Origin of the sequence: Streptomyces cinnabarinus, from assembly GCF_027270315.1 — a bacterium.
In the GTDB taxonomy this organism is placed as follows: domain Bacteria; phylum Actinomycetota; class Actinomycetes; order Streptomycetales; family Streptomycetaceae; genus Streptomyces; species Streptomyces cinnabarinus.
In genome coordinates, this window is the sequence record NZ_CP114413.1 from 6,970,163 (window position 1) to 6,993,343 (window position 23,181).

General features: G+C 71.5%; 21 protein-coding genes and 1 pseudogene. 14 read left to right on the plus strand and 8 right to left on the minus strand.

Annotated features, from left to right (window positions below; translation table 11 throughout):
- Nucleotides 1-38: 38 nt before the first annotated feature.
- The 4 genes from STRCI_RS31605 to STRCI_RS31620 all read left to right on the plus strand — a co-directional run bounded on the left by STRCI_RS31605 (nt 39) and on the right by STRCI_RS31620 (nt 4,455).
- Nucleotides 39-860 carry a Tat pathway signal sequence domain protein gene (locus STRCI_RS31605; RefSeq protein WP_269662358.1) on the plus strand — a complete coding sequence of 274 codons (822 nt, stop codon included), beginning with the start codon at nt 39-41 and terminating at the stop codon, nt 858-860.
- Nucleotides 861-924: 64 nt separating this feature from the next.
- Complete coding sequence (locus STRCI_RS31610) at nt 925-2,247, plus strand: copper amine oxidase (RefSeq protein WP_269662359.1); 1,323 nt, start codon at nt 925-927, stop codon at nt 2,245-2,247.
- A 112-nt stretch (nt 2,248-2,359) separates the two neighbouring features.
- The gene (locus STRCI_RS31615; protein WP_269662360.1) at nt 2,360-3,598 is read left to right on the plus strand and encodes an SAV2148 family HEPN domain-containing protein; all 1,239 of its coding nucleotides are present in this window, start codon (nt 2,360-2,362) and stop codon (nt 3,596-3,598) included.
- Between the two features lie 134 nt (nt 3,599-3,732).
- A complete protein-coding gene (locus STRCI_RS31620; protein WP_269662361.1) occupies nt 3,733-4,455 on the plus strand; it encodes a 3'-5' exonuclease in 723 nt (240 codons plus the stop codon).
- A 22-nt stretch (nt 4,456-4,477) separates the two neighbouring features.
- Here the strand turns inward: STRCI_RS31620 and STRCI_RS31625 are convergent, their stop codons facing one another.
- From STRCI_RS31625 to STRCI_RS31635, 3 genes are read right to left on the minus strand one after another with little or no spacing between them, the layout of a single operon-like run.
- Nucleotides 4,478-5,074 (minus strand): SMI1/KNR4 family protein, encoded by a 597-nt coding sequence (locus tag STRCI_RS31625; RefSeq protein ID WP_269662362.1) that lies wholly within the window; start codon nt 5,072-5,074, stop codon nt 4,478-4,480.
- A gap of 29 nt (nt 5,075-5,103) precedes the next feature.
- A complete protein-coding gene (locus STRCI_RS31630) occupies nt 5,104-5,676 on the minus strand; it encodes a YbaK/EbsC family protein (protein WP_269662363.1) in 573 nt (190 codons plus the stop codon).
- Complete coding sequence (locus STRCI_RS31635) at nt 5,586-6,578, minus strand: DMT family transporter (protein ID WP_269662364.1); 993 nt, start codon at nt 6,576-6,578, stop codon at nt 5,586-5,588. The genes STRCI_RS31630 and STRCI_RS31635 overlap by 91 nt, the downstream gene beginning before the upstream one ends.
- Before the next feature lie 80 nt (nt 6,579-6,658).
- On the opposite strand from STRCI_RS31635, the gene STRCI_RS31640 reads away from it, so the two are divergent.
- Nucleotides 6,659-7,564 (plus strand): LysR family transcriptional regulator, encoded by a 906-nt coding sequence (locus STRCI_RS31640; protein ID WP_269662365.1) that lies wholly within the window; start codon nt 6,659-6,661, stop codon nt 7,562-7,564.
- An 18-nt stretch (nt 7,565-7,582) separates the two neighbouring features.
- Here the strand turns inward: STRCI_RS31640 and STRCI_RS31645 are convergent, their stop codons facing one another.
- A complete protein-coding gene (locus STRCI_RS31645; RefSeq protein ID WP_269662366.1) occupies nt 7,583-8,446 on the minus strand; it encodes a phosphotransferase enzyme family protein in 864 nt (287 codons plus the stop codon).
- 171 nt (nt 8,447-8,617) lie between these two features.
- On the opposite strand from STRCI_RS31645, the gene STRCI_RS31650 reads away from it, so the two are divergent.
- The 5 genes and pseudogenes from STRCI_RS31650 (at nt 8,618) to mgt (ending at nt 13,937) form a co-directional block, all read left to right on the plus strand.
- Nucleotides 8,618-9,535, plus strand: a complete 918-nt coding sequence (locus STRCI_RS31650) for a carbohydrate ABC transporter permease (protein WP_269662367.1) — start codon at nt 8,618-8,620, stop codon at nt 9,533-9,535.
- A complete protein-coding gene (locus tag STRCI_RS31655; RefSeq protein WP_269662368.1) occupies nt 9,532-10,365 on the plus strand; it encodes a carbohydrate ABC transporter permease in 834 nt (277 codons plus the stop codon). The genes STRCI_RS31650 and STRCI_RS31655 overlap by 4 nt, the downstream gene beginning before the upstream one ends.
- Complete coding sequence (locus tag STRCI_RS31660) at nt 10,365-11,636, plus strand: ABC transporter substrate-binding protein (protein WP_269662369.1); 1,272 nt, start codon at nt 10,365-10,367, stop codon at nt 11,634-11,636. The genes STRCI_RS31655 and STRCI_RS31660 overlap by 1 nt, the downstream gene beginning before the upstream one ends.
- A 254-nt stretch (nt 11,637-11,890) precedes the next feature.
- The gene (gene erm / locus STRCI_RS31665) at nt 11,891-12,703 is read left to right on the plus strand and encodes an ErmE/ErmH/ErmO/ErmR family 23S rRNA (adenine(2058)-N(6))-methyltransferase (RefSeq protein ID WP_269662370.1); all 813 of its coding nucleotides are present in this window, start codon (nt 11,891-11,893) and stop codon (nt 12,701-12,703) included.
- A pseudogene (gene mgt, locus STRCI_RS31670) lies at nt 12,704-13,937 on the plus strand (macrolide-inactivating glycosyltransferase).
- A gap of 78 nt (nt 13,938-14,015) precedes the next feature.
- Here the strand turns inward: mgt and STRCI_RS31675 are convergent.
- Entirely contained in the window at nt 14,016-16,280 is a 2,265-nt protein-coding gene (locus STRCI_RS31675; protein WP_269662371.1) for an MMPL family transporter, read from the minus strand.
- Between the two features lie 459 nt (nt 16,281-16,739).
- On the opposite strand from STRCI_RS31675, the gene STRCI_RS31680 reads away from it, so the two are divergent.
- From STRCI_RS31680 to STRCI_RS31695, 4 genes are all read left to right on the plus strand, one after another.
- Nucleotides 16,740-17,288 (plus strand): DUF1697 domain-containing protein, encoded by a 549-nt coding sequence (locus STRCI_RS31680; RefSeq protein ID WP_269662372.1) that lies wholly within the window; start codon nt 16,740-16,742, stop codon nt 17,286-17,288.
- Between the two features lie 18 nt (nt 17,289-17,306).
- On the plus strand, nt 17,307-18,329 hold the full coding sequence (locus tag STRCI_RS31685) for a ketopantoate reductase family protein (RefSeq protein WP_269662373.1): 1,023 nt from the start codon (nt 17,307-17,309) through the stop codon (nt 18,327-18,329).
- Between the two features lie 63 nt (nt 18,330-18,392).
- Nucleotides 18,393-19,889 carry a hypothetical protein gene (locus tag STRCI_RS31690; protein WP_269662374.1) on the plus strand — a complete coding sequence of 499 codons (1,497 nt, stop codon included), beginning with the start codon at nt 18,393-18,395 and terminating at the stop codon, nt 19,887-19,889.
- A gap of 27 nt (nt 19,890-19,916) precedes the next feature.
- Entirely contained in the window at nt 19,917-20,240 is a 324-nt protein-coding gene (locus STRCI_RS31695; protein WP_269662375.1) for a hypothetical protein, read from the plus strand.
- Between the two features lies 1 nt (nt 20,241).
- Here the strand turns inward: STRCI_RS31695 and STRCI_RS31700 are convergent, their stop codons facing one another.
- The 3 genes from STRCI_RS31700 to STRCI_RS31710 are packed head-to-tail and all read right to left on the minus strand — an operon-like array spanning nt 20,242 to nt 23,111.
- Complete coding sequence (locus STRCI_RS31700; RefSeq protein WP_269662376.1) at nt 20,242-21,579, minus strand: protein kinase domain-containing protein; 1,338 nt, start codon at nt 21,577-21,579, stop codon at nt 20,242-20,244.
- 3 nt (nt 21,580-21,582) lie between these two features.
- Nucleotides 21,583-22,455: a protein phosphatase 2C domain-containing protein gene (locus STRCI_RS31705; RefSeq protein ID WP_269662377.1), complete on the minus strand. Its 873-nt coding sequence runs from the start codon at nt 22,453-22,455 to the stop codon at nt 21,583-21,585.
- A complete protein-coding gene (locus STRCI_RS31710) occupies nt 22,449-23,111 on the minus strand; it encodes a vWA domain-containing protein (RefSeq protein WP_269664698.1) in 663 nt (220 codons plus the stop codon). The genes STRCI_RS31705 and STRCI_RS31710 overlap by 7 nt, the downstream gene beginning before the upstream one ends.
- Between the last annotated feature and the right edge of the window lie 70 nt (nt 23,112-23,181).

A 23,181-nucleotide genomic window follows, 5' to 3' on the forward strand; every position in this document is an offset into this window, starting at 1 on the left:
ACATACTCCCGGGGACCCAGGGGGAGTAGGGGGAACGAGTGCGCAGGACAGTGCACCGCCATCTGGGCAAGGTGGTGGCCGGTGCGGCCATCGCCTTGGCCGGGACCGCGGCCATGGTCGCGGTCACACTGCCGGGGACGGCAGGGGCGGACGAAACGGGAGGCACGAACACGGGGGCCCAGCAGGGCGCCCAGGGACAGGCGCGGGGCGAGGGCCAGGACCAGGCCGTCGCACCCGGCGTCGTCCAGGAAGCACCGGCCGACGGGGACAAGGGCACGGGGCGCGACCCGCTCACCGACGACGAACTGACCCGCGTCGAGCAGATCGCGCTGAACCAGCAGCTCTTCCGGTCCAGCGAGGACGTCGACGGGGACCGCGGTCCCCAGCGGCTCGGCATCGACCTCGCCGAGCCGGAGGCCGACGAGCTCGACGACCCGTCCGCGCCCCGGCGCGCCGACGTGACGTTCTACGACTACAAGGACGACACGCTCGTCATCAAGACGGTCAACCTCGACACCGGCAAGGTCGAGCGGACCGGCACCGAGCGCGGCGTCCAGCCGCCGCTCAGCCGCTCCGAGAACACCGAGGCCGTGAAGATCCTGCTGGCCAGCCCGCTCAGCGCGGGTCTGAAGGCGGACTACAAGGACGCCACCGGCAAGGAGCTGACCTCACCGGACCAGCTGGAGATCGACAGCATGGTCTTCCGGGCCGCTCAGGGCGCGCAGCCCGCGGCGCTCGACAAGTGCGGAGAGCACCGCTGCACGCGGCTGTTCCCGAAGGCCCTCAACGGGCCGTGGATCGACATGCGGCACCTGGTGATCGACCTGAGCGCCCGCACGGTCGCCGAGCTCGACCGCTGACCGGCTCGCCCTTCCGTCCTCACCCTTTCCGACTTCACTCCTTATGCAAGGGAGTCCATTCTTCATGCGCGTCAACAGAGTGAGCCGGGCCCGTACGCGGACGGCCCTGGCCGCCCTCGCCGTGGCCGGCCTGACGGCGGGCGCGGCCGCGGGCGCCGGTCCGGCCACCGCCCAGCCCAAGGCGGCGCCCGCCGCCGCCCCGGACTGCAGCGCGGCCTACCGCATCGAGCAGAAGCTCTCCAACGGCACGACCTGGCGCATGTGCTGGCGCCACGAGGCCATGGCCGGAATGATCCTGGAGGACATCACCTACCAGCCGCCCGGCGAGAGCAAGCCGATCAAGGTCCTCAACAGCTCCAAGCTCGCCCAGATCCACGTGCCGTACGACGACGGCTCGGAGGAGTACGACGACGTCACGAGCTACTACTTCGGCGACGGTCTGGAGAACCTGGCCGCGGGCGAGTGCCCGGGCGGCACCATCCGGACCGTCAAGGTCCGGGCGCCGGAGTCCACCGACACCCGTAACGTCAAGGGCCTGTGCACCACGACACGCGCGCGTGGGCACGCGTACCGCATGCTCAACCAGCCCATGCAGGGCGGCCAGAAGCTCTACCAGAAGCAGGGCAAGGACCTGCTCGTCTACGCCGTCAACAAGGTCAGCTGGTACGAGTACATCACCGAGTGGCGCTTCTCGGACGACGGCACCATCCACCTGAACGTCGGCGCCACCGGCAGCCTGGCGCCGCAGGACTACGACGCCGGGGACGGCCGGGGCTGGCCGATAGGCAAGGGGCCCAAGGCCCGGGCGCTCAGCCACAGCCACAACGTCTTCTGGAAGCTCGACTTCGGCCTGGACGGCTCCTCCAAGGGCCGTATCGAGCAGTACGACTCGAAGGTCACCCCGCAGGCCCCCGGTGACCGCGCGCCGACCAACAAGACCACCGCCACCAAGATCACCAAGGAGACGGCGGGCGACGCCAAGAACATGCGGTGGTGGCGGGTGGTGAGCGCGACCGGCAAGAACAAGGACGGCCACCCCCGCTCCTACGAGCTCGTCGCCGGTCCCAACGCCAAGTACTCCGGCCGCGGGTTCACCAAGCACGACGTGTACTTCACGCAGTACAACAAGTGCGAGCAGTACGCCAGCAACAACAAGGGCAACTGCCCCACCGGGCACCCCAAGTCGGTGGACAAGTGGGTCAACGGCCAGACCCTGACCAACCCCTCGGTCTGGGTGAACGTGGGCTTCCACCACATCGCCCGGGACGAGGACCAGCAGCCCATGCCGGTCCACTGGCAGGGCTTCTCGCTCGCCCCGCGTGACGTCACCGCTATGAATCCGCTCACTCCCGCCGAGCTGGCCGGAGCGAACGGCCGCCTCGACTGAGGCAGTTGGGAAACGACCCTGTCCATCCGGCTGCACCGCCGACCGGTCCCGGAGTACCCTTCCTTGATCGTTGAGACGGGGAGTGCTCGGGGGAGCGGAAGGCGGTGCGCGGGTGGGCTCGGGAGGGCTGGAGCTGCCCCCTGGTGACGAGGGTCACGAGGGGAACTCCACAGACGTCCCGCCCGGCACGGTGTCCCTGGCGCGTCCCATGGACGCGGGCGCCATCGGACCGGAGCTGGACTGGGACGCCGACGCCTGGCGCGAGGTGCGGACCCGCGCCCAACGGGCCGGCCGGGCCTACATCTGGCTGAACCTCGTCGAACAGCGGCTGCGCGCGGTCGTGGCCGCTGTACTGCGTCCCATCTACGAACCCGTCCACGGCGACGACTGGGTGGTCGCCGCGGCGGGACCGGCCGGACAGGAGTGGGTGCAGCGCGCGGCCGCCGTACGCGAAGTCAGCCGCCGCAAGGGCTACTTGCTGGACCCGGCCGACGACAACGTCCTCAGTTTCCTGACGCTGCCGCAGCTGCGCGAGCTGATGGTGCAGCACTGGCCGTGCTTCGAGCCCTATCTGGACGAGCGCCGGGACGTCGAACTCGCCCTGGACGAGCTGGAGGTGACCCGGAACGTCGTCTCCCGCAACCGGGCGCTCTCCGAAGCGGTGCTCAACCAGGCCGAACGGGCCTCGGCACGGCTGCTGGACGCCCTCGGCGCGAGCGGTGACGTCCCCTCCGCGCGCCGGCTGCCGGTCGACGCGGTCGAGGACCTGGTGGGCGACCGGTACGGCGATGTGGTGGCCGTCCACCCCGACCGGGTGCGGCTGCTGCGGCAGTTCCCGGCCGAGGACATCTTCGGCGGGGCCCGCCGCCTGGACGCCCTCGGCATCGGCCTCAATCTCCTGGTCCAGAACTTCTCCGGGCGGCGCCTGGTGCGCCTCGCCGAGTCCGGCTGCCGGGTGCGGCTGCTGTTCCTCAACCCGGCCTCCAGCGCGGTCAAGCGGCGCGAGCGGGAACTGGGCATCAAGCGCGGGGAATTGAGCCGCTCGGTGGAGATGAACATCCTGCACATGCGCCGGGTCCGCGCCCGGCTGCGAGACCCCGGGGCCTTCGAGATCCAGGTCTACGACGAGACCCCGCGCTTCACCGCCTACCTTGTCGACGGCGACGGCTCGGACGGCATCGCGGTCCTTCAGTCCTATCTGCGCCGCACGCGGGGCATGGAGGCGCCGGTGCTGGTGCTGCGCGGCGGGAACCGGGTGGTCAAGTCGGGCGAGCCGGACGACAGCGGGCTCTTCCCGACCTACCGCGAGGAGTTCGAGGTGGCGTGGGCGGATTCGCGGCCTGTGTCCTGAATCATCCCGTGGGCGTCTCGGGGGGCGACGCGAGCCTTCCGGGCGGCAAGCGGAACGCGGTCCTCTGATTGTCAGTGGCTCATGGGAAGGTGGAGACCACTGGGGGAACGCACCACCAAGAAGGGGGACCGCCCATGGGCTGGCACCGTGAGCTGCTGATCGGATTCGACCTGGAGACGACCGGCACGGATCCGCGCGAGGCGCGCATCGTCACCGGGGCCGTGATAGAGGTCAGGGCCGGGCAGACGCTGGGGCGCCGGGAGTGGCTGGCGGATCCCGGCGTGGAGATCCCGGCGGACGCGGTCGCCGTGCACGGCATCAGCAACGAACGCGCCGCCGCCGAGGGCCGCCCCGCCGACCAGGTGGCGGGCGCCATCGCCGACGTCCTGGTCGGGTACTGGAGGACGGGGGTGCCGGTCGTCGCGTACAACGCCGCCTTCGATCTGAGCCTGCTCTCCGCCGAACTGCGGCGCCATGGACTGCCGTCGCTGCGCGAGCGGCTCGGCGGCCAGGACCCCGCGCCCGTCATCGACCCGTACACCATCGACCGCTGGGCCGACCGCTACCGCCGCGGCAAGCGGAACCTGGAGGCGGTCTGCGCGGAGTACGGCGTCCGGCTCGACTCCGCCCACGACGCCTCGGCCGACGCCCTCGCCGCGGCCAGGCTCGCCTGTGCCATAGCCGACCGCCACCCCAAGATCGCGGCCCTCGGCCCGGCGGAACTGCACCGCCGCCAGATCGAGTGGTACGCCGAGTGGGCGGCGGACTTCCAGGACTTCCTGCGCCGCAAGGGCGAGTCGGACGCGGTGATCGACGGCACCTGGCCGCTGCGGGCGCCGGCGGACGAGCCGGTCTGATCCCGGGGCGCCGACCGCCCGCCTACCGCCAGTCGAGGCGCCCCTCGATCACCCGCGGGGCGTCGACGCCCCCGAAGCCCCGCCCCTCGTGCAGCGCGTCGGCGACCTCGGTCAGGAAGGCGGCGAAGGTCGTCTTCCCCGGGCTCGGGATGTCGGCCTCGGCGTAGCCGCCGAGCAGTCCGTACCCCGGGCCCGGCGTGCAGTCGACGAAGGTTCCGTAGAAGCCGTCCGGGTCGATGGTGGTGATCGGCAGGTACCGCTGCCCGGGGGCGTCGTCCAGGCGCTCGGCGGCCACCGGGCCCTCGAACCACATGCTCAGGTCCTCCAAGGGGCCGACTCCCTCGCCGTCGGGCAGGAAGTAGCCCGTCGGTTCGGGGTCTTCGCGGGAGGTGGGCCAGTCGAAGTCCGAGGCCGGTCCGGTGCCGTTGCGCAGCAGGTAGAAGGCGCGCACATCGGCCGGGATCGTCAGGTCGAGTTCCTGTTCCAGCGAGCGGAGCCGGTCCTCCGTCGTGGGTTCGGGCAACCGCTCGAAGGTGCGGGGCGCGTGCTTCCGCAACCAGGTCTCGATCCGGGTCCAGGCGGCGAGGGTCTGTTCGGCCCGTATGGGGTCTTCGGTCATGGGCCGGACCCTAGCGGTGGGTTGTGACATCAGGGCGCGGGTACGACATCGGCCGCCGTGCCCGCGATGCGTTCCACGCGGGGCCGGGCGAGCCGTGCGTAGTCGGTGCCCGAGAGGCGCAGGGAGCGGTCCAGGCGGGCCGCGTTGAAGTAGAGGTTCGGCTGGGCCACCACCTCGGGGTCGGCGAGGACTTCGAGGCCGGGGTCGAAGCTGAAGGGGAGGACCGTGCCGGGGACCGAGCGGGCCAGGCGCTCGGCGGTCTCCGGGTCGCTGAAGCCCACGTAGCGCGCCGCGTACAGGTCCCGGACGGCGTCCAGGTCCACCCGGCGGTCCCCGGGGACGACCGCGAGGACGTGCCGGGTGGTGCGCCGGTCGACCTTGACCCGGAGCACGATGCACTTCGCGGCCTGGGAGGAGGGGTGGCCGCGCAGCGCGGAGACGGCGTCGGTGGCGCCCTCGGGTGCGTGGTCGAGGAGTTCGTAGTCGACGCGGGAGGTGTCGAGGAGGGAGATCAGGTGCGCGTAGGTGTCGTGTCCTTCAGAGTGCTGCGCGGAGGTGTCGCGTCCCTCGGGGGCGTGCGGGGAGGTGTCGTGCTCGGGCATGTGAGGTCCTTTTCCGTTGGGTGTTCCGTCCGGTGGGTGCGCTCCACCGCCTGCCCCCAGTAGGTGCCGGTGAGCATCAGGGCCGCGCCGACGCCGGTGAGCGGGGTGAGGTGCTCACCGCCGAGGGCGATGCCCACCGCGACCGCCCACAGCGGCTCGGTGCCCAGCAGCAGGCTGGCCCGGCTGGCGGAGCTGCGCTGCACGGCCCAGGTCTGCGCCAGGAAGGCGAACACGCTGCAGAACAGGGCGAGATACACCAGCTGGGTCCAGGTGGCCGCGTCGGCGTGGACGAGGGTCGGCAGGTCGGCCCCGGCCGCCGGAAGGAAGAGGACGGTCCCGACGAGGGTCTGCACCGTCGTCAGGTGCAGCGGACGGATCGCCCGGCCGACGGTGAGCCGCCCGACCAGGACGACATGCCCCGCCCGCACCACCGCCGCGCCGAGCATCAGCAGATCGCCGAGGCGCGGCGCGTGGAAGCCGTTGCCGGACATCAGCAGGGCGACGGCGAGGACACACACGCCGGTGGCGGCGTAGAAGGCGGCGGGCAGTCCGCCGGAGCGGCCGGAGCGGTCGAGGAGCGGGGTGAGCACGATGGTCAGGCTGATGATGAGCCCGGCGTTGGCGGCGGTGGTGTGGGCGACGCCGTACGTCTCCACGATCAGCACCGCCGCCTGGGTCAGACCCAGCGGCACCCCGGCGCGCAGCTCCGCACGGGTCCACCGGCGCGCGCCCCGCCGGGAGAGGACGAGGCCGAGACAGGCGAGCGCGGACAGGGCGTAGCGGGCGAACAGCACCAGCAGGACGGGCAGGGCGGCGGTGGCGGTCTGGGCGGAGAGATAGCTGGATCCCCAGACGATCGCGACCAGCAGGAGTACCGCATCGGTACGGCGGACGTCGGACACCCCCCTACGGTGCCCCGGAACGTCCCTGAAGCCCAGTGCCAGTTTCTTAAACGATCTTTTAGCACTCCTACACTGAGAGGATGGACGAACGGCAGCTGAGGATCCTGCGCGAGTTGGGTGAGCTGGGCAGTGTCACGGCGGTCGCCGAGGCGCTGCTGGTGACCCCGTCGGCGATCTCCCAGCAGCTCCGGCTGCTCCAGCGGGCGATCCCGGTACCGCTCACCGAGCGGCATGGCAGACGGCTGGTGCTGACCGACGCCGGGCAGGCGCTGGCGGGCGCCGCGGTGGAGGTGGAGACGGCGCTGGCGCGCGCCCGGGGCAGCGTCGAGGAGTTCGTGGGGCGCCCGGACGGGGAGGTGTCGGTGGCGGCGTTCCACAGCGCGGGCGGCTCCTTCTTCCCGCTGCTGCTGCGGGCGCTGGCCGGTCCCGGCAAGCCGGTGCCGAGGCTCGCCGACGAGGACGTACCGCAGGAGGACTTCCCGCGCCTGACACGGGAGTACGACATCGTCCTCGCGCACCGTCTGGAGCATGCCCCGCCCTGGCCGGACACGGTCACGGTGACCACGCTGCTGCGGGAACCGCTGGACGTGGCCATGCCCAAGGAGCATCCGCTGGCCGCGAAGCGCCGGGTCACCCCGCGCGATGTGGCCGACGAGCCGTGGATCACCGTGCACGACGGGTTTCCGGTGATGGCGACGATCGACGCGATCGCGGCGGCCGCCGGGCGGCGGCTCCGTCTCGCCCACCGCATCAACGAGTTCGCGGTGGTGGCCGAGGCCGTGGCCGCGGGCGGGGGCATCGCCCTGATGCCCCGCTGGACCATGCGCCCGCACCCCGCCCTGACCCTCAGACCCCTCAGCGGAGTCCGGGCGAGACGCCATATCGATGCCCTGTACCGCCCCGAGCGCATCGCGCGGAAGGCGGTCCGTACGGTGCTGGCCGAACTGCGCCACGCGGCCCGTTCGATCCAGGCGGCCGAGACCTGAGAATGCCCCGGCCACGGCTCAGAACGGATACCACCGCACCGTCTCGTCCCCGTCCCGCAGGGAGGCCACCCGGCGGCGGAACTCCGCGAGGGCCTTGGGGTTGCTCGGTGCGTGCTGGGACACCCAGGCGCAGCTCGCCGTCTCCCGGGCGCCCCGCAGCACCGGGCAGCCCGCCCACTCGCGCACATCCCAGCCGTAGGCGGCGACGAAGGAGTCGTAGGCCGCTGCGGACAGGCCGTACCGGTCGCGGGACAGGGCCATGACGACCAGGTCGTGCTCCCGGAAGTCGGTGGAGAAGGTCTCCAGGTCGACCAGGACGGGGCCGTCGGGGCCGGCGTGGACGTTGCGGGGGAGGGCGTCGCCGTGGATCGGGCCCGGCGGCAGGTGGGGGGTGAGGCGGCTCGCCGCGTCCGCGAAACCGTCCCGGCGCTCGCGCAGATACGCCGCGTCCGCCGGGTCGATGGCGTCGCCGGCCAGCCGCAGCCAGCGCTCCACCCCGCCGAGCAGATCACGCGGGGGCAGCGCGAAGGGCGGCGCGGGCAGGGCGTGCACGACCCGTAGGAGTTCGGCCAAATCGCGGGGCTCCGCCGGGCGTACCGGATCCGGCAGCCGGTGCCACACCGTCACCGGGTGTCCCTCGGTCAGCAGCGGCTCGGGCTCGGCCGCCCGGACCGCCGGCACGCCCGCCTTCGCCAGCCACAGCGCGATGTCGAGTTCACGCCGGGCCCGGTCCAGCAGCTCGGCGTCCCGGCCCACCTTGACGACCAGGTCACCGGCGGCGAACACGGCGTTCTCGCCCAGGGCGAGGAGAGCGGCGTCCCGCGCCGGGCCGGGCAGCACGCCCGCCGCGGCGAGCACCTCACGGGCCCGCGTCTCGTCCATCGTCCGCCTCCATGTCGCCCTCGGTGCGTGGTCATCCGTCGGCCAGTCTCGCATTCGTACAGGTCGGCACGTGTGCGCGGTGTCTTGACGGCCCATCCGCCTGTCACGACCATGACCAAACCCAGTCCGAGATCGTCAGACTGTCCCTGGCCGCAGCGAGGAGTCGATCGGGTGAGCTTGGTGACCGCGAAGCGGCGGCCGGCGTCGGCGCCAGGCGGGCCGCGCGCGGGCGGGGCCTGGTTCCTCGTACTGCCCGCGCTGATCCCGATCCTGCTGCTGAGCGTCGGACCGCTGCTGTACGGGATCCTGCTGGCCTTCACCGACTCCCAGTCCGGCCGCACCCAGCCCACGCAGTGGATCGGCGGTCTCAACTTCCGGGATCTGCTGCACGACACCCTGTTCTGGGAGTCGTTCCGCATCGGCCTGGTCTGGGCCGTCGGGGTCACCGTCCCGCAGTTCCTGCTCGCGCTCGGCCTCGCCCTGCTCCTCAACCAGGACCTACGGCTGCGCTGGCTGGCCCGCGCCCTCGCGATCGTCCCCTGGGCCATGCCGGAGGTCGTGGTCGGGGTGATGTGGCGGCTGGTCTACAACCCGGACGCGGGCATCCTCAACGAGACCCTGCGCGACCTGGGCCTCGGCGACGGCCGCGACTGGCTCAGCGGCCTCGCCACCGCCCTGCCCGCCGTCATCGTCGTCGGCGTCTGGGCCGGGATGCCGACTACCACCGTCGCCCTGCTCGCCGGCCTCCAGAACACCCCGCGCGAGCTGCACGAGGCCGCCGCCATGGACGGCGCGGGCGCCTGGCGCCGCTTCTGGACCGTCACCTGGCCCGCCCTCAGACCCGTCGCCCTCGCCATCACGGCGCTCAACTTCATCTGGAACTTCAACTCGTTCGCGCTGGTCTACGTCCTCACCGGCGGCGGCCCCGGCGGCCGCACCCGGCTGCCGATGCTCTTCGCCTACGAAGAGGCCTTCCGCTACGGCCAGTTCGGCTACGCGGCGGCGATGGGCTGTGTGATGGTCGCCCTGATCTCGATCCTGCTCGCCCTGTTCCTGGTGGGCCGACTGCGAGGAGGCGAGGAGACATGAGGACGAGCACCACGGCCCGTGTGGGCCAGTACGCGGCCCTCCTGGCGTATCTCGTGTTCCTCGCCTTCCCCTTCCTCTGGCTGATCTCCACCGCGTTCAAGCCGCCCCGCGAACTCGGCAGCCTGCACCCCACCTGGATCCCCGAGCACCCCACCCTCGACAACTTCCGCCAGGCCTTCGACGAACAGCCCCTCCTGGAAGCCGCGTCGAACTCCCTCGTCGCCGCCTTCTCCGCCGCCCTGATCGCCGTACTGATCGCGACCCCCATGGCCTACGTCATCGCCCGCCGCCGCACCCCGCTCGCCCGCGCCGCGACCGGCTGGGTCGTGGTCAGCCAGGCGTTCCCGCTGGTCCTGGTGATCATCCCGCTGTTCCTGGTGCTGAAGGAACTCCGCCTGATCAACTCCCTGTTCGGGCTGATCCTGGTCTACGTCGTCTGGGCGCTGCCCTTCGCGCTGTGGATGCTCGTGGGGTACGTCCGGGCCGTGCCGACCGAGCTGGAGGAGGCCGCCGCCGTCGACGGGGCCGGGCGGCTGCGCACCCTCGTCTCGGTCGTCGCGCCGCTGCTCGCGCCGGGCATCGCGGCGACCGCGCTGTTCGCCTTCGTCACCGCGTGGAACGAGTTCTTCTTCGCGCTGGTCCTGCTGAAGACCCCCGAGAAACAGACGCTTCCGGTGATCCTCACCCACTTCATCGGCGCCGAGGGCGTCGCCGACCTCGGCCCGCTGGCCGCCGCGGCCTTCCTCGCGACCCTGCCCTCGCTCCTCGTCTTCGCGGTCATCCAGCGCCGGATCACCGGTGGCATGCTCGCCGGGGCGGTGAAGAGCTGATGCGCGCCCGCTGGGTCCTCGTCCTGCTGCTCCTCCTCGCGGGCTGCACGGGCGGCGGCGACTCCGCGGACGGCCCGGTCACCCTGCGCTTCCAGTCCCTCGCCTGGCAGGAGGAGTCCGTCGCGGTCAACCAGGAGCTGTTGAAGGAGTGGAACGCCAGTCATCCGGACGTCAAGGTCGAGTACGTCCAGGGCAGTTGGGACAGCGTCCACGACCAGCTGCTCACCGCCTTCGAGGGCGGCGAGGCGCCGGACATCATCCACGACGCCTCCGACGACCTCGCGGACTTCGCCTACGGCGGCTATCTCGCCGACCTGACCGACCTGCTGCCCGAGCGCCTCAAGTCCGACATCCCGGAGCGCAGTTGGGACACGGCGACCTTCGGGGAGGGCGTCTACGGCGTGCCCTTCCTCCAGGAGCCCCGGGTCCTCATCGCCAACGCGGCCTGGCTGAAGGAGTCGGGCGTACGGATCCCGACGCCCGAACGGCCATGGAGCTGGGCGGAGTTCAGGGCGATCACCGAGGAGCTGAGCGGGGACGGGAAGTACGGCGTGGCCTGGCCGCTGAAGGACCCGGTCTCCGCCACCCTCAACCTCTCGCTCTCCGCCGGCGGGCAGTTGCTCCACCGCGGTGCCGACGGAAAGGTCACCGTCCGCTTCGAGGCCGCCGACGAGGTGCTGCCGCGGATCGTCCACGACCAGGTCAACACCGACCGCAGCGCGTCGCCCACCACACTGGGCAGCGGTGGCTCGGACACCCTGCCCGGCTTCTTCGGCGGCCGGTACGCGATGGTCCCGCTCGGCTTCTCCTACCGCCAGCAGATCGTGCAGCAGGCCCCCGAGGGCTTCGACTGGCAGGTGCTGCCCGCCCCGGCGGGCGCGGACGGGCTCACCCAGGGCGTCAGCCCGCAGACCCTCTCCATCGCCGAGGACAGTCCGCACCAGCGGGAGGCGGCCGACTTCATCGACTTCCTGCTCCAGCCCCGGAACATGGTCCGGCTCGCCCTCGGTGACTGGATGCTGCCCACCGGCACCGCGGCACTGAAGGACCCGGCGCTGCACACCGAGGAACACGACTGGGCCACCGGTACGGCCCTCGCCGGCCATCTGCACCCGGCACCCGCCCAGTCCGTACGGGGCTACCCGGAGTGGAAGGACAAGGTGGCCACCCCCGCCCTCCAGGAGTACTACAGCGGCGCGATCGGCCTCACCGAGCTGCGCGAGCGGCTGGAGGAGGACGGGAACCTGGTGCTCGCCCGCTATCAGCGCTGACGTAATTCGGTTGTGGGCCCGGACTCCGCCCGCCTAGCGTGCCGTCCGTGGGAGCCTTCAACGCGATCTTCATCTCCGGTCTCGGCCGGGGCTGCACGCACTCCATCCGGATGCGCCGCGGCCTCGGAGCCCTGACCGGCCCGGGGAGCCTCACCCGCTGATCCAGCGACCGCCCCCGCACTTCCTTCTCTGTCTTCCGGTCAGGGCCTTCGGCTGCCGATTTCCCCTTTCCCGGAAGACAAGGACCGCAGGCCATGGCCCGCCCCACGCGTGTTTCCCGCGCGCTCTCGCAGAACTTCCTCGCCGACCGCGCCACCGCCGATCGCTTCGCCCGCATCGCCGTCCCGCCCGGCCACCGCCCCGCCCTGCTGCTCGAAGTCGGCGCCGGAAAGGGCGCGCTGACCGCCGTACTCGCCCCCCGCTGTCACGAGCTGCGCGCCTACGAGATCGACTCCCGGCTCCTGCCGGGACTGTGTACCCGCTTCTCCGCCGCACCCCAAGTGCACGTCATCGGCGGTGACTTCCTCGCCGCCCGGCCCCCGCGGACCCCCTTCTCGGTCGCCGGGAACGTCCCCTTCTCGCGGACCGCCGACATCGTCGACTGGTGTCTGCGCGCCCTCGCCCTCACCGACGCCACCCTGATCACCCAGCTGGAGTACGCGCGCAAACGCACCGGCGACTACGGGAGCTGGACCCTGCTGACCGTGCGCAGCTGGCCGCGTCACGAGTGGCGGCTGGTCGGACGTGTCGCCCGGACCCGGTTCCGGCCCGCGCCCCGGGTGGACGCCGGGATCCTGCGCATCGAGCGGCGCCCCACCCCGCTGCTCGGACCCGCCGAGCAGGCGAGCTGGCGGCACCTCGTCGAACTGGGCTTCTCGGGGGTGGGCGGCTCCTTGCACGCCTCCCTGCGCCGCGTTCATCCCGGGCGCCGGGTGGACGCGGCGTTCCACGCGGCGGGCCTGGACCGGCGGGTCCTGGTGGGGGAGGTGGCGCCGGAGCGGTGGCTTCGGCTGCATTGGTCACTGCAGGGGTCGCGGCATGGGTCACGCCATGGATCACCGAGTTAGTTGCACGAGACGTCTCGTCTCGTTTACTCTCGTGCCCATGACCTCACCCGCACACATCGCCATGTTCTCCATCGCCGCTCACGGCCACGTGAACCCGAGCCTCGAAGTGATCCGTGAGCTCGTCGCGCGCGGGCACCGGGTCACCTACGCGATCCCGCCCGCGTTCGCCGACAAGGTCGCCGTAACCGGCGCCGAGCCGAAGCGGTGGAACTCCACCCTGCCGGGACCGGACGCCGACCCGGAGGCGTGGGGCAGCACCCTGCTGGACAACGTCGAGCCGTTCCTGGCCGACGCGATCCAGGCGCTGCCCCAGCTCGTCGCGGCCTACGAGGGCGACGAACCGGACCTCGTCCTGCACGACATCACCTCCTACCCGGCCCGGGTCCTGGCCCACCGCTGGGGCGTGCCCTGCGTCTCGCTCTCGCCGAACCTCGTCGCCTGGGAGGGGTACGAGGAGGAGATCGCCGAGCCGATGTGGGCGGAGCCGAAGAAGACCGAGCGCGGACGCGCCTACTACGCCCGCTTCACTGCCTGGCTGGAGGAGAACGGCGTCACCCTCGACCCGGACCGGTTCGCGGGCCGCCCCGACCGCTCCCTGGTGCTGATCCCGAAGGCGCTGCAGCCCAACGCCGACCGGGTCGACGAGAGCGTGTACTCGTTCGTCGGCGCCTGCCAGGGCGACCGCACGGCCGAGGGGGAGTGGCAGCGTCCCGCCGGGGCCGAGAAGGTCGTCCTCGTCTCGCTCGGCTCGGCCTTCACCAAGCAGCCCGGCTTCTACCGGGAGTGCGTCCGGGCCTTCGGGGAGCTGCCGGGCTGGCACCTGGTGCTCCAGATCGGCAGCCATGTCGACCCGGCCGAGCTGGGCGACGTACCGGCGAACGTCGAAGTGGCTTCGTGGGTGCCGCAGTTGGCTGTACTGAAGCAGGCCGACCTGTTCGTCACCCACGCCGGCGCGGGCGGCAGCCAGGAGGGCATGGCCACCGCCACCCCGATGATCGCCGTACCGCAGGCCGTGGACCAGTTCGGCAACGCGGACATGCTCCAGGCGCTCGGTGTCGCCCGGCACCTGCCGACCGAGGAGGCCACCGCCGAGGCGCTGCGGGAGACCGCGCTCGCCCTCGTCGGCGACCCCGAGGTCGCCCGGCGCCTGAAGGAGCTCCAGGCGCAGATGGCCGAGGAGGGCGGTACGCGGCGCGCGGCCGACCTGATCGAGGCCGAACTGCCCACGCGCTGAACATGCTCGAGGGCCCGTCGACTCCCCCGTGAGTCGACGGGCCCTCCGTTCTATCGAGCCGCTTTCATGCGGTCGGGCTCAGACCGGGACGCGCTCCCCCTCGTCGTCCCGCGCCTGCCGGGTGACCACCTCGGGTGCCTCGTCGTGGGTGAGGTCCGGGAGCCGGTTCATCCAGGTCGGCAGGTACCAGTTGCGCTCGCCGAGCAGCGCCATGACCGCCGGGAGCAGCACGCCCCGGATGATCGTCGCGTCGATCAGCACCGCCGCCGCCAGGCCGACACCCATCTGCTTCATGGACTGCATGGACAGCGTGCCGAAGATCGCGAACACGGCGACCATGATGACCGCGGCGCTGGTGACGACGCCCGCCGTGGTGACCACACCGTGCTTGATCGCCTCGTTGGTCGTACGGCCCTTCAGCCGCGCCTCGCGGATCCGCGAGACCACGAACACGTGGTAGTCCATCGACAGGCCGAACAGGATCACGAAGAGGAACAGCGGCAGCCAGGTGATGATGGCGCCGACGCCCTCCGCGCCCACCAGGGACGCGCCCCAGCCGTGCTGGAAGACGGCGACCAGGATGCCGTAGGCCGCGCCCACCGACAGCAGGTTCAGCGCGATCGAGGTGATCGCGATGGTCAGCGAGCGGAAGGACAGCAGCATCAGGATGAAGGCGAAGACCACGACGAAGGCGAAGACCGGGACGACCGCTCCGGCCAGCTGGTTGTTGAAGTCATGGCTGCCCGCGACCTGCCCGGTGATCGGCGCCTCGACGCCGTCCACCTTGCCGAGCGTGGCCGGACGGACCTCGTCCCGCAGCTTCTCCAGGCTCTCGCCCGCCTTGTCGAGGTCGGAACCGCCGACCAGCGGGACATAGACGAATGCGAGGTTCTGCGCGTCGTGCAGCTTGATCTCGACCGGGCCGCGCGAGGCCCCCGAGGCCACGGCCTCCTTCTTGAAGTCGGCCAGGGCGCCCTGCACTTCGGCGGAGTTGATGTCGTCCGCCTTGACGACCACCTCGGCCGGCTCGGAGCCGCCGGGGAAGGCCTCGTTGACCCGGTTGTAGGTCTGCACGATGGGCAGCGAGTCGCCGAACTCCTGGTCCAGCGTGAGGTTCTGGGTCTTCATGCCGACCGCGGGCGCGGCGACCGCGAGCAGCGCACCGGTCGCGACGACCACCGAGACGACCGGACGCTTCAGCACGGCGCCCAGGACGGCGGTCCACAGCCGGCTGTCCTGGTTGGCGTTCGAACGCTTGCGGCGCAGCTTGCTCTCCGGGTGCAGGAAGGGGATCCGGCCCTTCTCGACGCGGTGGCCGAGCAGCGAGAGCAGCGCGGGAAGCACGGTCACCGAACCGACCATGGCGACCGCCACGACGATCAGGGAGGCCAGGCCCATCGCCTCGAAGTCGGCGATACCGGTGAACAGCATGCCCGCCATCGCCACACACACCGTGACACCCGAGACCACGATCGCGCGGCCACTGGTGGCGGCGGCGATCCGCAGCGCCGTCTGCGAGTCGTGCCCGGCGGCCCGCTCCTCGCGCTCACGGCGCAGATAGAACAGGCAGTAGTCGACGCCGACGGCCAGACCGACCAGCAGCATCACCGAGTTGGCGACATCGCCCATCGGCATGACATGGCTGACGATGCCCATCAGGCCCATCGTCGCCATGATCGCGGTGATCGCCAGCAGCACCGGCAGCAGCGCCGCGACCAGCGCGCCGAAGGCGATCAGCAGAATGCCGAGGGCCACCGGCACGGCCGAGTACTCGGCCTTCTTGAAGTCGTCGCCGAACGCGTCGTCGAACGTCTTCATCATGCTGGCACTGCCGATCTCCTCGATCGTCAGCGCCGGGTGGTCGCCCTGGACCTTCGCCACCGCGTCCAGCACCGGCTCGACCCGCTCGGCCGCGGTCTCCGCGTCCCCGCGCATGTCGAACTGCACCAGCGCGCTGCGGCCGTCCTTGGAGACGGTGTCCGTGTCGTACGGCGAGCTGATGTCGGTGACCTTGCCGGTCCCCTCGACCGCGTCCATCACCGCGGTGACCGCGGCGCGGAACTCGGAGTCGGTGGCCTTCAGGCCGTCGTCCTTCGCCTGGACCAGGACGGTCTCACCGGCGGGCTCGTCGATCCCGGCGTCGTCGATGATCTGCGCGGCGGTCTTCGTCTCGCCCTTGAGCGCCTGGCTCTCGTCGACGTCGACCCGGCCCACCGCGGAGCTGAGCCCCATCGCCAGGACGACGAACAGCAACCAGATGCCGATGGCAGCCCATCGATGTCGGGCGCTCCAGCCGCCTGCCCGGGCGGCCAGGCCCCGCACCCGTATGTCTCCGTTCCCCATGATGGGCTTGCCCCCTCGTGCGCGGTGGCAGCCCCCTGCCGCCACCTTTCGTTTCGAAGGTATGGGGCGGATAAAGGCATCTCGTCGTGCTGCTCGGTGAAGTGAACGCGGCGGGAATCATCCCCCTGGACCCCGCCTTCTCCCCACTGGGGAGGAGGAGGCCCCTTACATCTATTTGGGGACTCTTTGTCATTACGAAAGCTTGTTGCGTAAGTCACAGGTGCGTGTAGTAGTTGATCCACACCCCTTGGATCGGCCAGAGTTCAGCGCAGTCCGCCCCAGCGGACCCGGCCGTCGTGCCCACCCCCACGGGGCGCGACGGCCACCTAGGGCCTGCCGTTTGGATCAGTCCGGCGTCGCGGGGTCTGGCACGCGCAGCCGCGGACCCCGCTCGGCCCCTCCGACCAGCCCCCTTCTTGCAGCCGGCCTGATCCAAACGACAGGCCCTAGGGTGTGCCCATGACGACGACGTATGCGGCGCTGCTGCGGGGCATCAACGTGGGCGGTGCCAAGAAGGTCCCGATGGCCGAACTGCGTACCTTGCTGACCGGCCTCGGCCTCGACGACGTGCGCACCTACCTCCAGAGCGGCCAGGCCGTCTTCGCCGCGGGGGAGGGCGACGCGCGGTCCTGGACCGCGCGGATCGCGGCGGCGATCGAGCGGCGGTTCGGGTTCCCGGTCGACGTCATCGTCCACGACCACGCCTATCTGTCGGCCGTCGTCGACGCCTGTCCCTTCCCGGCCGCCGAACTGGAGGGCAAGCAGCTGCACGTCACGTACTTCTCCGAGCCGGTCGACGAGGAGCGCTTCGCCGGGATCGACCGGTCCGCCTTCCTGCCGGAGGAGTTCCGCCTCGGCGACCGCTGCCTCTACCTCTACGCCCCGGACGGCCTCGGCCGCTCCAAGCTCGCCGAGCAGCTCGCGAAGCCCGGCGTGACCAAGGGCCTGACCGCGACCAGCCGCAACTGGAACACCGTGGTCAAACTCATGGAGATGACCAGTAGTTAGCCGTGCGAGGCTCGTCGCATGCGATACATCATCATCGGAGCAGGAGCCGTCGGCGGGGCCATCGGCGGACGGCTCGCGGGGGCGGGGCACGAGGTCGTCCTGGTGGCGCGCGGCGCACACCTGGCGGCCCTCCGGGAGCACGGGCTGCGGCTCACCACACCGGACGGCGAGTACGTCCACCGGCTGCCGGCGGTCGGGGAGCCGGACGAACTCGGCCCGCTGCGCCCCGACGACGTGCTCCTCCTCGCGGTGAAGACCCAGGACGCCGCCGCCGCGCTGCGGACCTGGGGAGCGGCCCCCGTCGAAGGCGGCGGCACGGCCGCGGAGCGACTGCCCGTGCTGTGCGCGCAGAACGGCGTGGAGGGCCCCCGCCTCGCCCTGCGGGTCTTCCGGCGCGTGTACGGCGTCTGCGTGTGGCTGCCCGCCACCTTCCTCGAACCCGGCGTGATCTCCGCACCCTGCATCCCGCTCACCGGGATCCTGCACCTCGGCCGCTGTCCCCGCGGCACCGACGACACCCTCCACCGGATCTCCGCCGACCTGGAGAAGGCCCACTTCGAGGCGCCGGTGGTGCCGGACGTGACCCGCTGGCAGTACGCCAAGCTGCTGGGCAACATCGGCAACGCGCTGGAGGCGGTGAGCGGGCCGGCGGCGCGGCGGGAGGCGGTCACCTTCTTCGAGCAGGTGCGAGCGGAGGCCGTGGCCGCACTGGACGCGGCCGGTATCGAGTTCGTGAGCCCCGAGGAGGAGCGGGCGGCCCGCGGCGACAAGGTCACCCTGGTCCCGCTCGGCGGGGTCGAGCGGGCCGGCGGTTCCTCCTGGCAGTCACTGGCCCGGGGGACCGGCACGATCGAGGCCGACTACCTCAGCGGCGAGATCGCACTCCTCGGCCGCCTGCACGACGTACCGACCCCGCTGAACGAACTGCTCCAGCACCTCGCGAACACCTTCGCACGAGAGGGGCGCGCGCCCGGTTCACTGCCGTTGGAGGAGCTGCTCGGGATGGCCAACTCCGCGACAAATGGCACCTGTTGTCCCTAAGGTGAGAGCCGCGGGACTTCGGCAACAGGGGGGCGGGTCGGCGTGGCGGGCAGAGTCTTACCCTTGTTGCCGCAGTACCGCAAGGACGGTGTGACGCGCCGGTTCTGCGCCACGGTCCACCTCCACGACGACCTCGCCCGCGACATCGACCGCGACCTCACCGGCGACCGGCTCACCGCGATCGGACTCACCCTCGGCATCAACTTCGTGGCCGTGGCCCGCCACGCGCGCGCGGCCGTCCGGCGCAGAAAGGTGCTGGACCGCCAACTCGCCGTGCTGGGCGCCCTGTTCATCGGCTCGCTGCTGGTGGCCCTGTGGTCCCTGTTCGCCGGACACGGCTCCCTCGTCATGGTCGCGGTCTACGGCCCCGCGGGCGTCCTCGTCGTGACCTGGGGGCTGGTCCGGCACACCCAGGCCCGGGCCAGGGGCGCGGCCCAGCAGGTGTACCGCGGCACCGAGAAGCCGGAGACGCTCGCCCCGCCCGTCGAGGAGGACGCCGAGACGCGGCTCAACGAACTGAAGCGCTCCAACGTCCTGCCGTACGCCGACGAGACGGCGTTCGTCAATCCGTTCGTCGGCAGCGGTATGCGGCTCCAGGAGAGGGAGATCATCTGGGGTCCCATCGACGTCAGCGAACCGGCCGAGGGCCCGGGCGGCACCAAACTCGCCGTCACCGACTTCGACGCCATCGACCTGCACACCTATGTCGCCCGGCGGATGGAGAGCATCTCCGGCCTCGACGGACTGCGCACCAGGAACCGGCTCTACGTCGTCGGCAGCAACGCCTACCTGCTCCCGGAGCTGGTCCCCGACCGCACCGGGCGTCCGAACGCACACGTCCCCAAGCAGCTGGTCCAGGCCGGTCTGCAACAGCGCGGCGCGGGCATGCGCACCCATCTGTGCCTGGAACGCGTCGGCGAGGGCGGACGGCTCATCGTCTCCATGTATCTGCGGGCGATACTCGCCAAGCCCAGCCTCAGCTGGGAGGTGGCCGCCTACGCGATTCCGCCGCTCGAAGCCCGCTTCCACGAGGTCGACACCCTCCCGCTGGCCCGCTTCGACCGCTGGTGGAGCCTCACCAAGTACGCCACCACCCACACCTGGTCCGAACTGGGGGGTGCCCCCAGCCGCATGCTGGAGCGCTCGCGCTGGCTGTACAAGAACGAGCGCGCGCTGCGCAAGCTGCGCCGCAAGGTCAGGAACCAGCACCTCATCGTCGACTACGGCGCCGCCACCAGCCTGCGCGAGCTGCACGGTGACTGGGAGCAGGCGGGCTACGCGGAGCGCATGGACGCGCTGGACTACCTCGTCCGCCTTCAGCAGGGTGTGCTGACCGCGACCGAGCGCTTCCTGAAGGACCACAACGTCGACACGAGCTCCTTCGACAACGCGCAGAAGATCATCACGCAGAACTACCACGTCAACAACGTCAACGGGCCCGCCATCTTCGGCGCCGGCGGCACCCAGCACAACAACGGCCCCCAGGGCGGCGGGCCGCAGGGCGGAAGCGGCAGCGGGGGCGGCGGCGCGGGCGGCGGGAAACCGCCGGCGAAGCCCTGACCCGGGAACGGAAACAGGAGCCGGTACATGGGCAGCAACTACCACATCAACAACGTCAACGGCCCGGCGATCTTCGGCGACCACGGCCGGATGGAGATCAACAACGGCACCGACGCCGCGACCCTGCTGCGTCTGGCTGACCAGCTCGTCGAGCGGCTGCGGGTGGAGAGCCCCGCGCTCGTCCCGCAGGCCCAGGTCATCCAGGGCGAGCTGGCCGGTGCCGGGCAGGACGGCCGTGCGGCCGACCGGGGGCGGATCCGGGCCGCCCTGGAGACCATCGGCATCGGGGTCGCGGCGGGCAGCGGCGGGCTGGCGCTGGCCCAGGAGATCGGACGCGTCCTGGGCCTGTGAGCTACTTGGCGCGCACCACCGCCCGTACCCCGCCCCCGAGGTCCAGTTCCAGACCCGAGCGCAGCGGTACGGTCTGGCCGGGGGCGACCTGCTGGGACGTACCGTCCGTGCGGGTGCCCGTCCAGGTCTCCTGCGAGCGGTTGGCGATGCCGAACCGGCCCGGCTTGGCGGGGTGTTCGACCAGCTCCGCCACCAGGCTCCGGTCCGAGCAGTCGTGCCGGGCCGGCTCCGGGAGCAGATGGTGGGCCTGCACCCGGGCCGAGCGGCGCAGCCGGATGTGATGCCGGGCGTGCGGCGGCGGGGTCGTCACCGTCAGCCGCGGCGGCAGCATCAGCCGCGTCCCGCACCCCCAACAGGCCCTCGGCGGCGGGTTCTCGCCCGGCTCGGTCATGTTCTCGCGCCCGCAGGAGGCGCACTCCACCACCGAGTCCAGCACCGCCCGCAGCGCGTTGCGCCACTCCGTCTCGCGCACCCGGGCCGCGGGGTTCCGCAGTCCGGTGGTGAAGCCGCGGGTGAAGAGGTCCTGGAGGGTGCCGACCGCCGCGTCCCAGGTCGCCAGCACCGTCGCGTGCTCCATCGGGTCGGGCGCGTTGGAGTTGTCCGCCGGATCGAACAGGAACAGCGGGCTCTTGCCGTACAGCCGTTTCTCCGCGTTCTCGTCGAGGCAGTGGATGCCCAACTCGCGTCTGCCTTCCAGCGGATGATGGTTCATCAGCAGCATGAACAGCAGCACGGCCAGCGAGTGCAGGTCGGACTGGGTGCCCGGCCGGGCACCCGGATCGGCGCGCACCAGCTCCGGGGCCATGAACTTCATCGTCCCCGAGATCCCGCTCGTGTCGCCCTCCACCACGGCGTTGTCGTTGTCGCAGACCAGCACGTCACCGGTGGCCGGGTCGAGGAAGACATTGCCCCAGGAGATGTCCCGGTAGGCGATGCCACGTGAGTGCAGCGCCTGATACGCCTCCACCGTGTAGAGACAGGCCGTCAGCAAGGCCCGTGTGGTGGTGCGCAGTTGGCGGCGGAACAGATCGGGCAGCCCCTTGAAGCGCTCCGGGCGCAGTTCCATCAGGTAGCCGAACGAACCGCCCTGCGCGGGCACATACGCCTCGGGCCACAGGAACCGGTCGTCGTCGAAGTCCCGCTCCACCAGCTCCTGGACGATCGCCTCCTGCTCCGGTGTCGCGCAGGTCGGGTAGTACCACTTCAGGGCCTTGTCCCCGGCCGCCGTGCGCACCCGGTACACCTCGCCCTGACCACCGGCGCCCAGCATGCCGATGATCTCGACCTCCTCGCCGTTGTCCACGGCCAGCCATGTCCCGCTGTCGAGCATGCCGCTCATCGCTCAACTCTCCGTCTTCTCTTCCGCTTCCAGTGCCAGGTGCTCCGGCCGCAGCGCGGCCACCAGCGTCGTGTCGTCCCCGGAGTACCGCGAGGCCTGCCGCAGCCACTGCGGCAGCACGGCCCGCACCCCGTCCGCGCCCTCCTCCGTCAACCGGTCGTCCAGCCCCACGACGAACTCCCGGTACCCGTCGGCCGAGGCGAAACTCTTCGACAGACCGTCCGTCGACAGCACGACCAGGCGGGGCCCGCGCGCCTCGTCGAACTGCGGCGCCCAGTGCGTGCGCACCGCGCGCCAGGCCTCTGCGCCGCACAGCGACTCCGTCTCGTCGCCCAGGTCCTCCTCGGCCGGGGCCAGCGGCCGCAGCAGCGCACCGTCGTGCTCGACCACCGCGAGATCGCCGTCACCGATCTGCCAGGCCACGAACAGCCACGGCGTGAGCACGGCGCCGATCAGGGTGGTGCCGTACAGCAGCAGCTTCTCGCCCGCCTCCGGCTCGGACGCTTCGCCGTCGGCGACCGAGCGGTGCCGGTCCCAGTGACCGAGCGCCGCCGACCGCCACTCGTGCACCAGGGCGCGCGGGAAGTCGTCGCGGGCGTAGGCCATCAGCCGGGCCAGCCGCCCCGGTTCATGGCAGTCCCGGGCCGCCCGGCCGAAGCCGGCCGCGAGCCCCACGAACCGGTCCACGGCGAACCGCGCCCCCAGCTCGCTGCGGGCGTGCGCCGCCGAGCCGTGCCCGTCCGCCACCGCCAGCACCAGCGGCTCGTCCCCGGCGCCGGTGCCCTCGCACGCCCACCAGTCCTGGTTGCACCGCTTGCCGACGCCCTGGACGCTGTCGCCCATCGTGTCCCAGCGCCGCACCCCGAGCGTCACCACACGTCGTCATCGTCATCGTCGTCCAGTACCGGCGGCGCGTACGGCTGCTTCGCCAGCGGGTCGGCCGGGCCCGCCACCGCCTGCGAGGCCGCCTTCACGGCCGCCGTGGAGGCCCAGCGGATCGCCGCCGCGAGCTGCTTGGGGCTGTTGGCGTCCAGCGGCTGGAGTTCCGGATTGCCGAGGAACTCCTGGAGGACCGAGCGGTCGGCGTCGGCGCCGATCGCGATGGCGACCCGGACCGCCTTACGGCCCCACGGCGTCGCGTCGATCGCCTTCAGACCGGCCTTCCAGTCGTCCGTGGGCACCCCGTCCGACACCAGCGCCAGCACCGGCTTCAGGGCCCGCTGCGGCATCGGCGGGCTCTGGAGCTCCCGGGAGACCAGGGTGAGCGCCTCGCCGAGGTTGGTCGTGCCGTCCACCTGGACGTCCTGCCAGGTGAAGTCGTCGACCGGGACCGGGGTCTGATGGTGCCACTGCGCCGTCGTGGAGAACTTGACCGTGCGCAGCAGGAGTTGGGCGGCCGGGTTGTCGTGCGCCACCGACCGCATCTCCGGGATCGCCTCTCTGATCGCGTAGTTGAGCTGGCCGATCTTCTCGCCCTGCATCGAATACGAGCAGTCGAGCAGCCAGATGAAGTGGACCGGCCGGTTGGCCATGGCCCCGCCGGGAATGTCGCTCACGCCGATTCCTCTCCTTTTCCTCTCCTTGAGCCGTCGCGGTCAGGCC

Excerpts from the sequence above, each read along its gene's own strand:
- STRCI_RS31645 (WP_269662366.1), bottom strand. The coding sequence starts at position 8,446 with ATGGACGAGACGCGGGCCCGTGAGGTGCTCGCCGCGGCGGGCGTGCTG.
- STRCI_RS31640 (WP_269662365.1), top strand. The coding sequence starts at position 6,659 with ATGGACGAACGGCAGCTGAGGATCCTGCGCGAGTTGGGTGAGCTGGGC.
- STRCI_RS31660 (WP_269662369.1), top strand. The coding sequence starts at position 10,365 with ATGCGCGCCCGCTGGGTCCTCGTCCTGCTGCTCCTCCTCGCGGGCTGC.
- STRCI_RS31620 (WP_269662361.1), top strand. The coding sequence starts at position 3,733 with ATGGGCTGGCACCGTGAGCTGCTGATCGGATTCGACCTGGAGACGACC.
- STRCI_RS31695 (WP_269662375.1), top strand. The coding sequence starts at position 19,917 with ATGGGCAGCAACTACCACATCAACAACGTCAACGGCCCGGCGATCTTC.
- STRCI_RS31710 (WP_269664698.1), bottom strand. The coding sequence starts at position 23,111 with ATGGCCAACCGGCCGGTCCACTTCATCTGGCTGCTCGACTGCTCGTAT.
- STRCI_RS31610 (WP_269662359.1), top strand. The coding sequence starts at position 925 with ATGCGCGTCAACAGAGTGAGCCGGGCCCGTACGCGGACGGCCCTGGCC.
- STRCI_RS31680 (WP_269662372.1), top strand. The coding sequence starts at position 16,740 with ATGACGACGACGTATGCGGCGCTGCTGCGGGGCATCAACGTGGGCGGT.
- STRCI_RS31675 (WP_269662371.1), bottom strand. The coding sequence starts at position 16,280 with ATGGGGAACGGAGACATACGGGTGCGGGGCCTGGCCGCCCGGGCAGGC.
- STRCI_RS31625 (WP_269662362.1), bottom strand. The coding sequence starts at position 5,074 with ATGACCGAAGACCCCATACGGGCCGAACAGACCCTCGCCGCCTGGACC.
- STRCI_RS31655 (WP_269662368.1), top strand. The coding sequence starts at position 9,532 with ATGAGGACGAGCACCACGGCCCGTGTGGGCCAGTACGCGGCCCTCCTG.
- STRCI_RS31630 (WP_269662363.1), bottom strand. The coding sequence starts at position 5,676 with ATGCCCGAGCACGACACCTCCCCGCACGCCCCCGAGGGACGCGACACC.
- erm (WP_269662370.1), top strand. The coding sequence starts at position 11,891 with ATGGCCCGCCCCACGCGTGTTTCCCGCGCGCTCTCGCAGAACTTCCTC.
- STRCI_RS31700 (WP_269662376.1), bottom strand. The coding sequence starts at position 21,579 with ATGAGCGGCATGCTCGACAGCGGGACATGGCTGGCCGTGGACAACGGC.
- STRCI_RS31685 (WP_269662373.1), top strand. The coding sequence starts at position 17,307 with ATGCGATACATCATCATCGGAGCAGGAGCCGTCGGCGGGGCCATCGGC.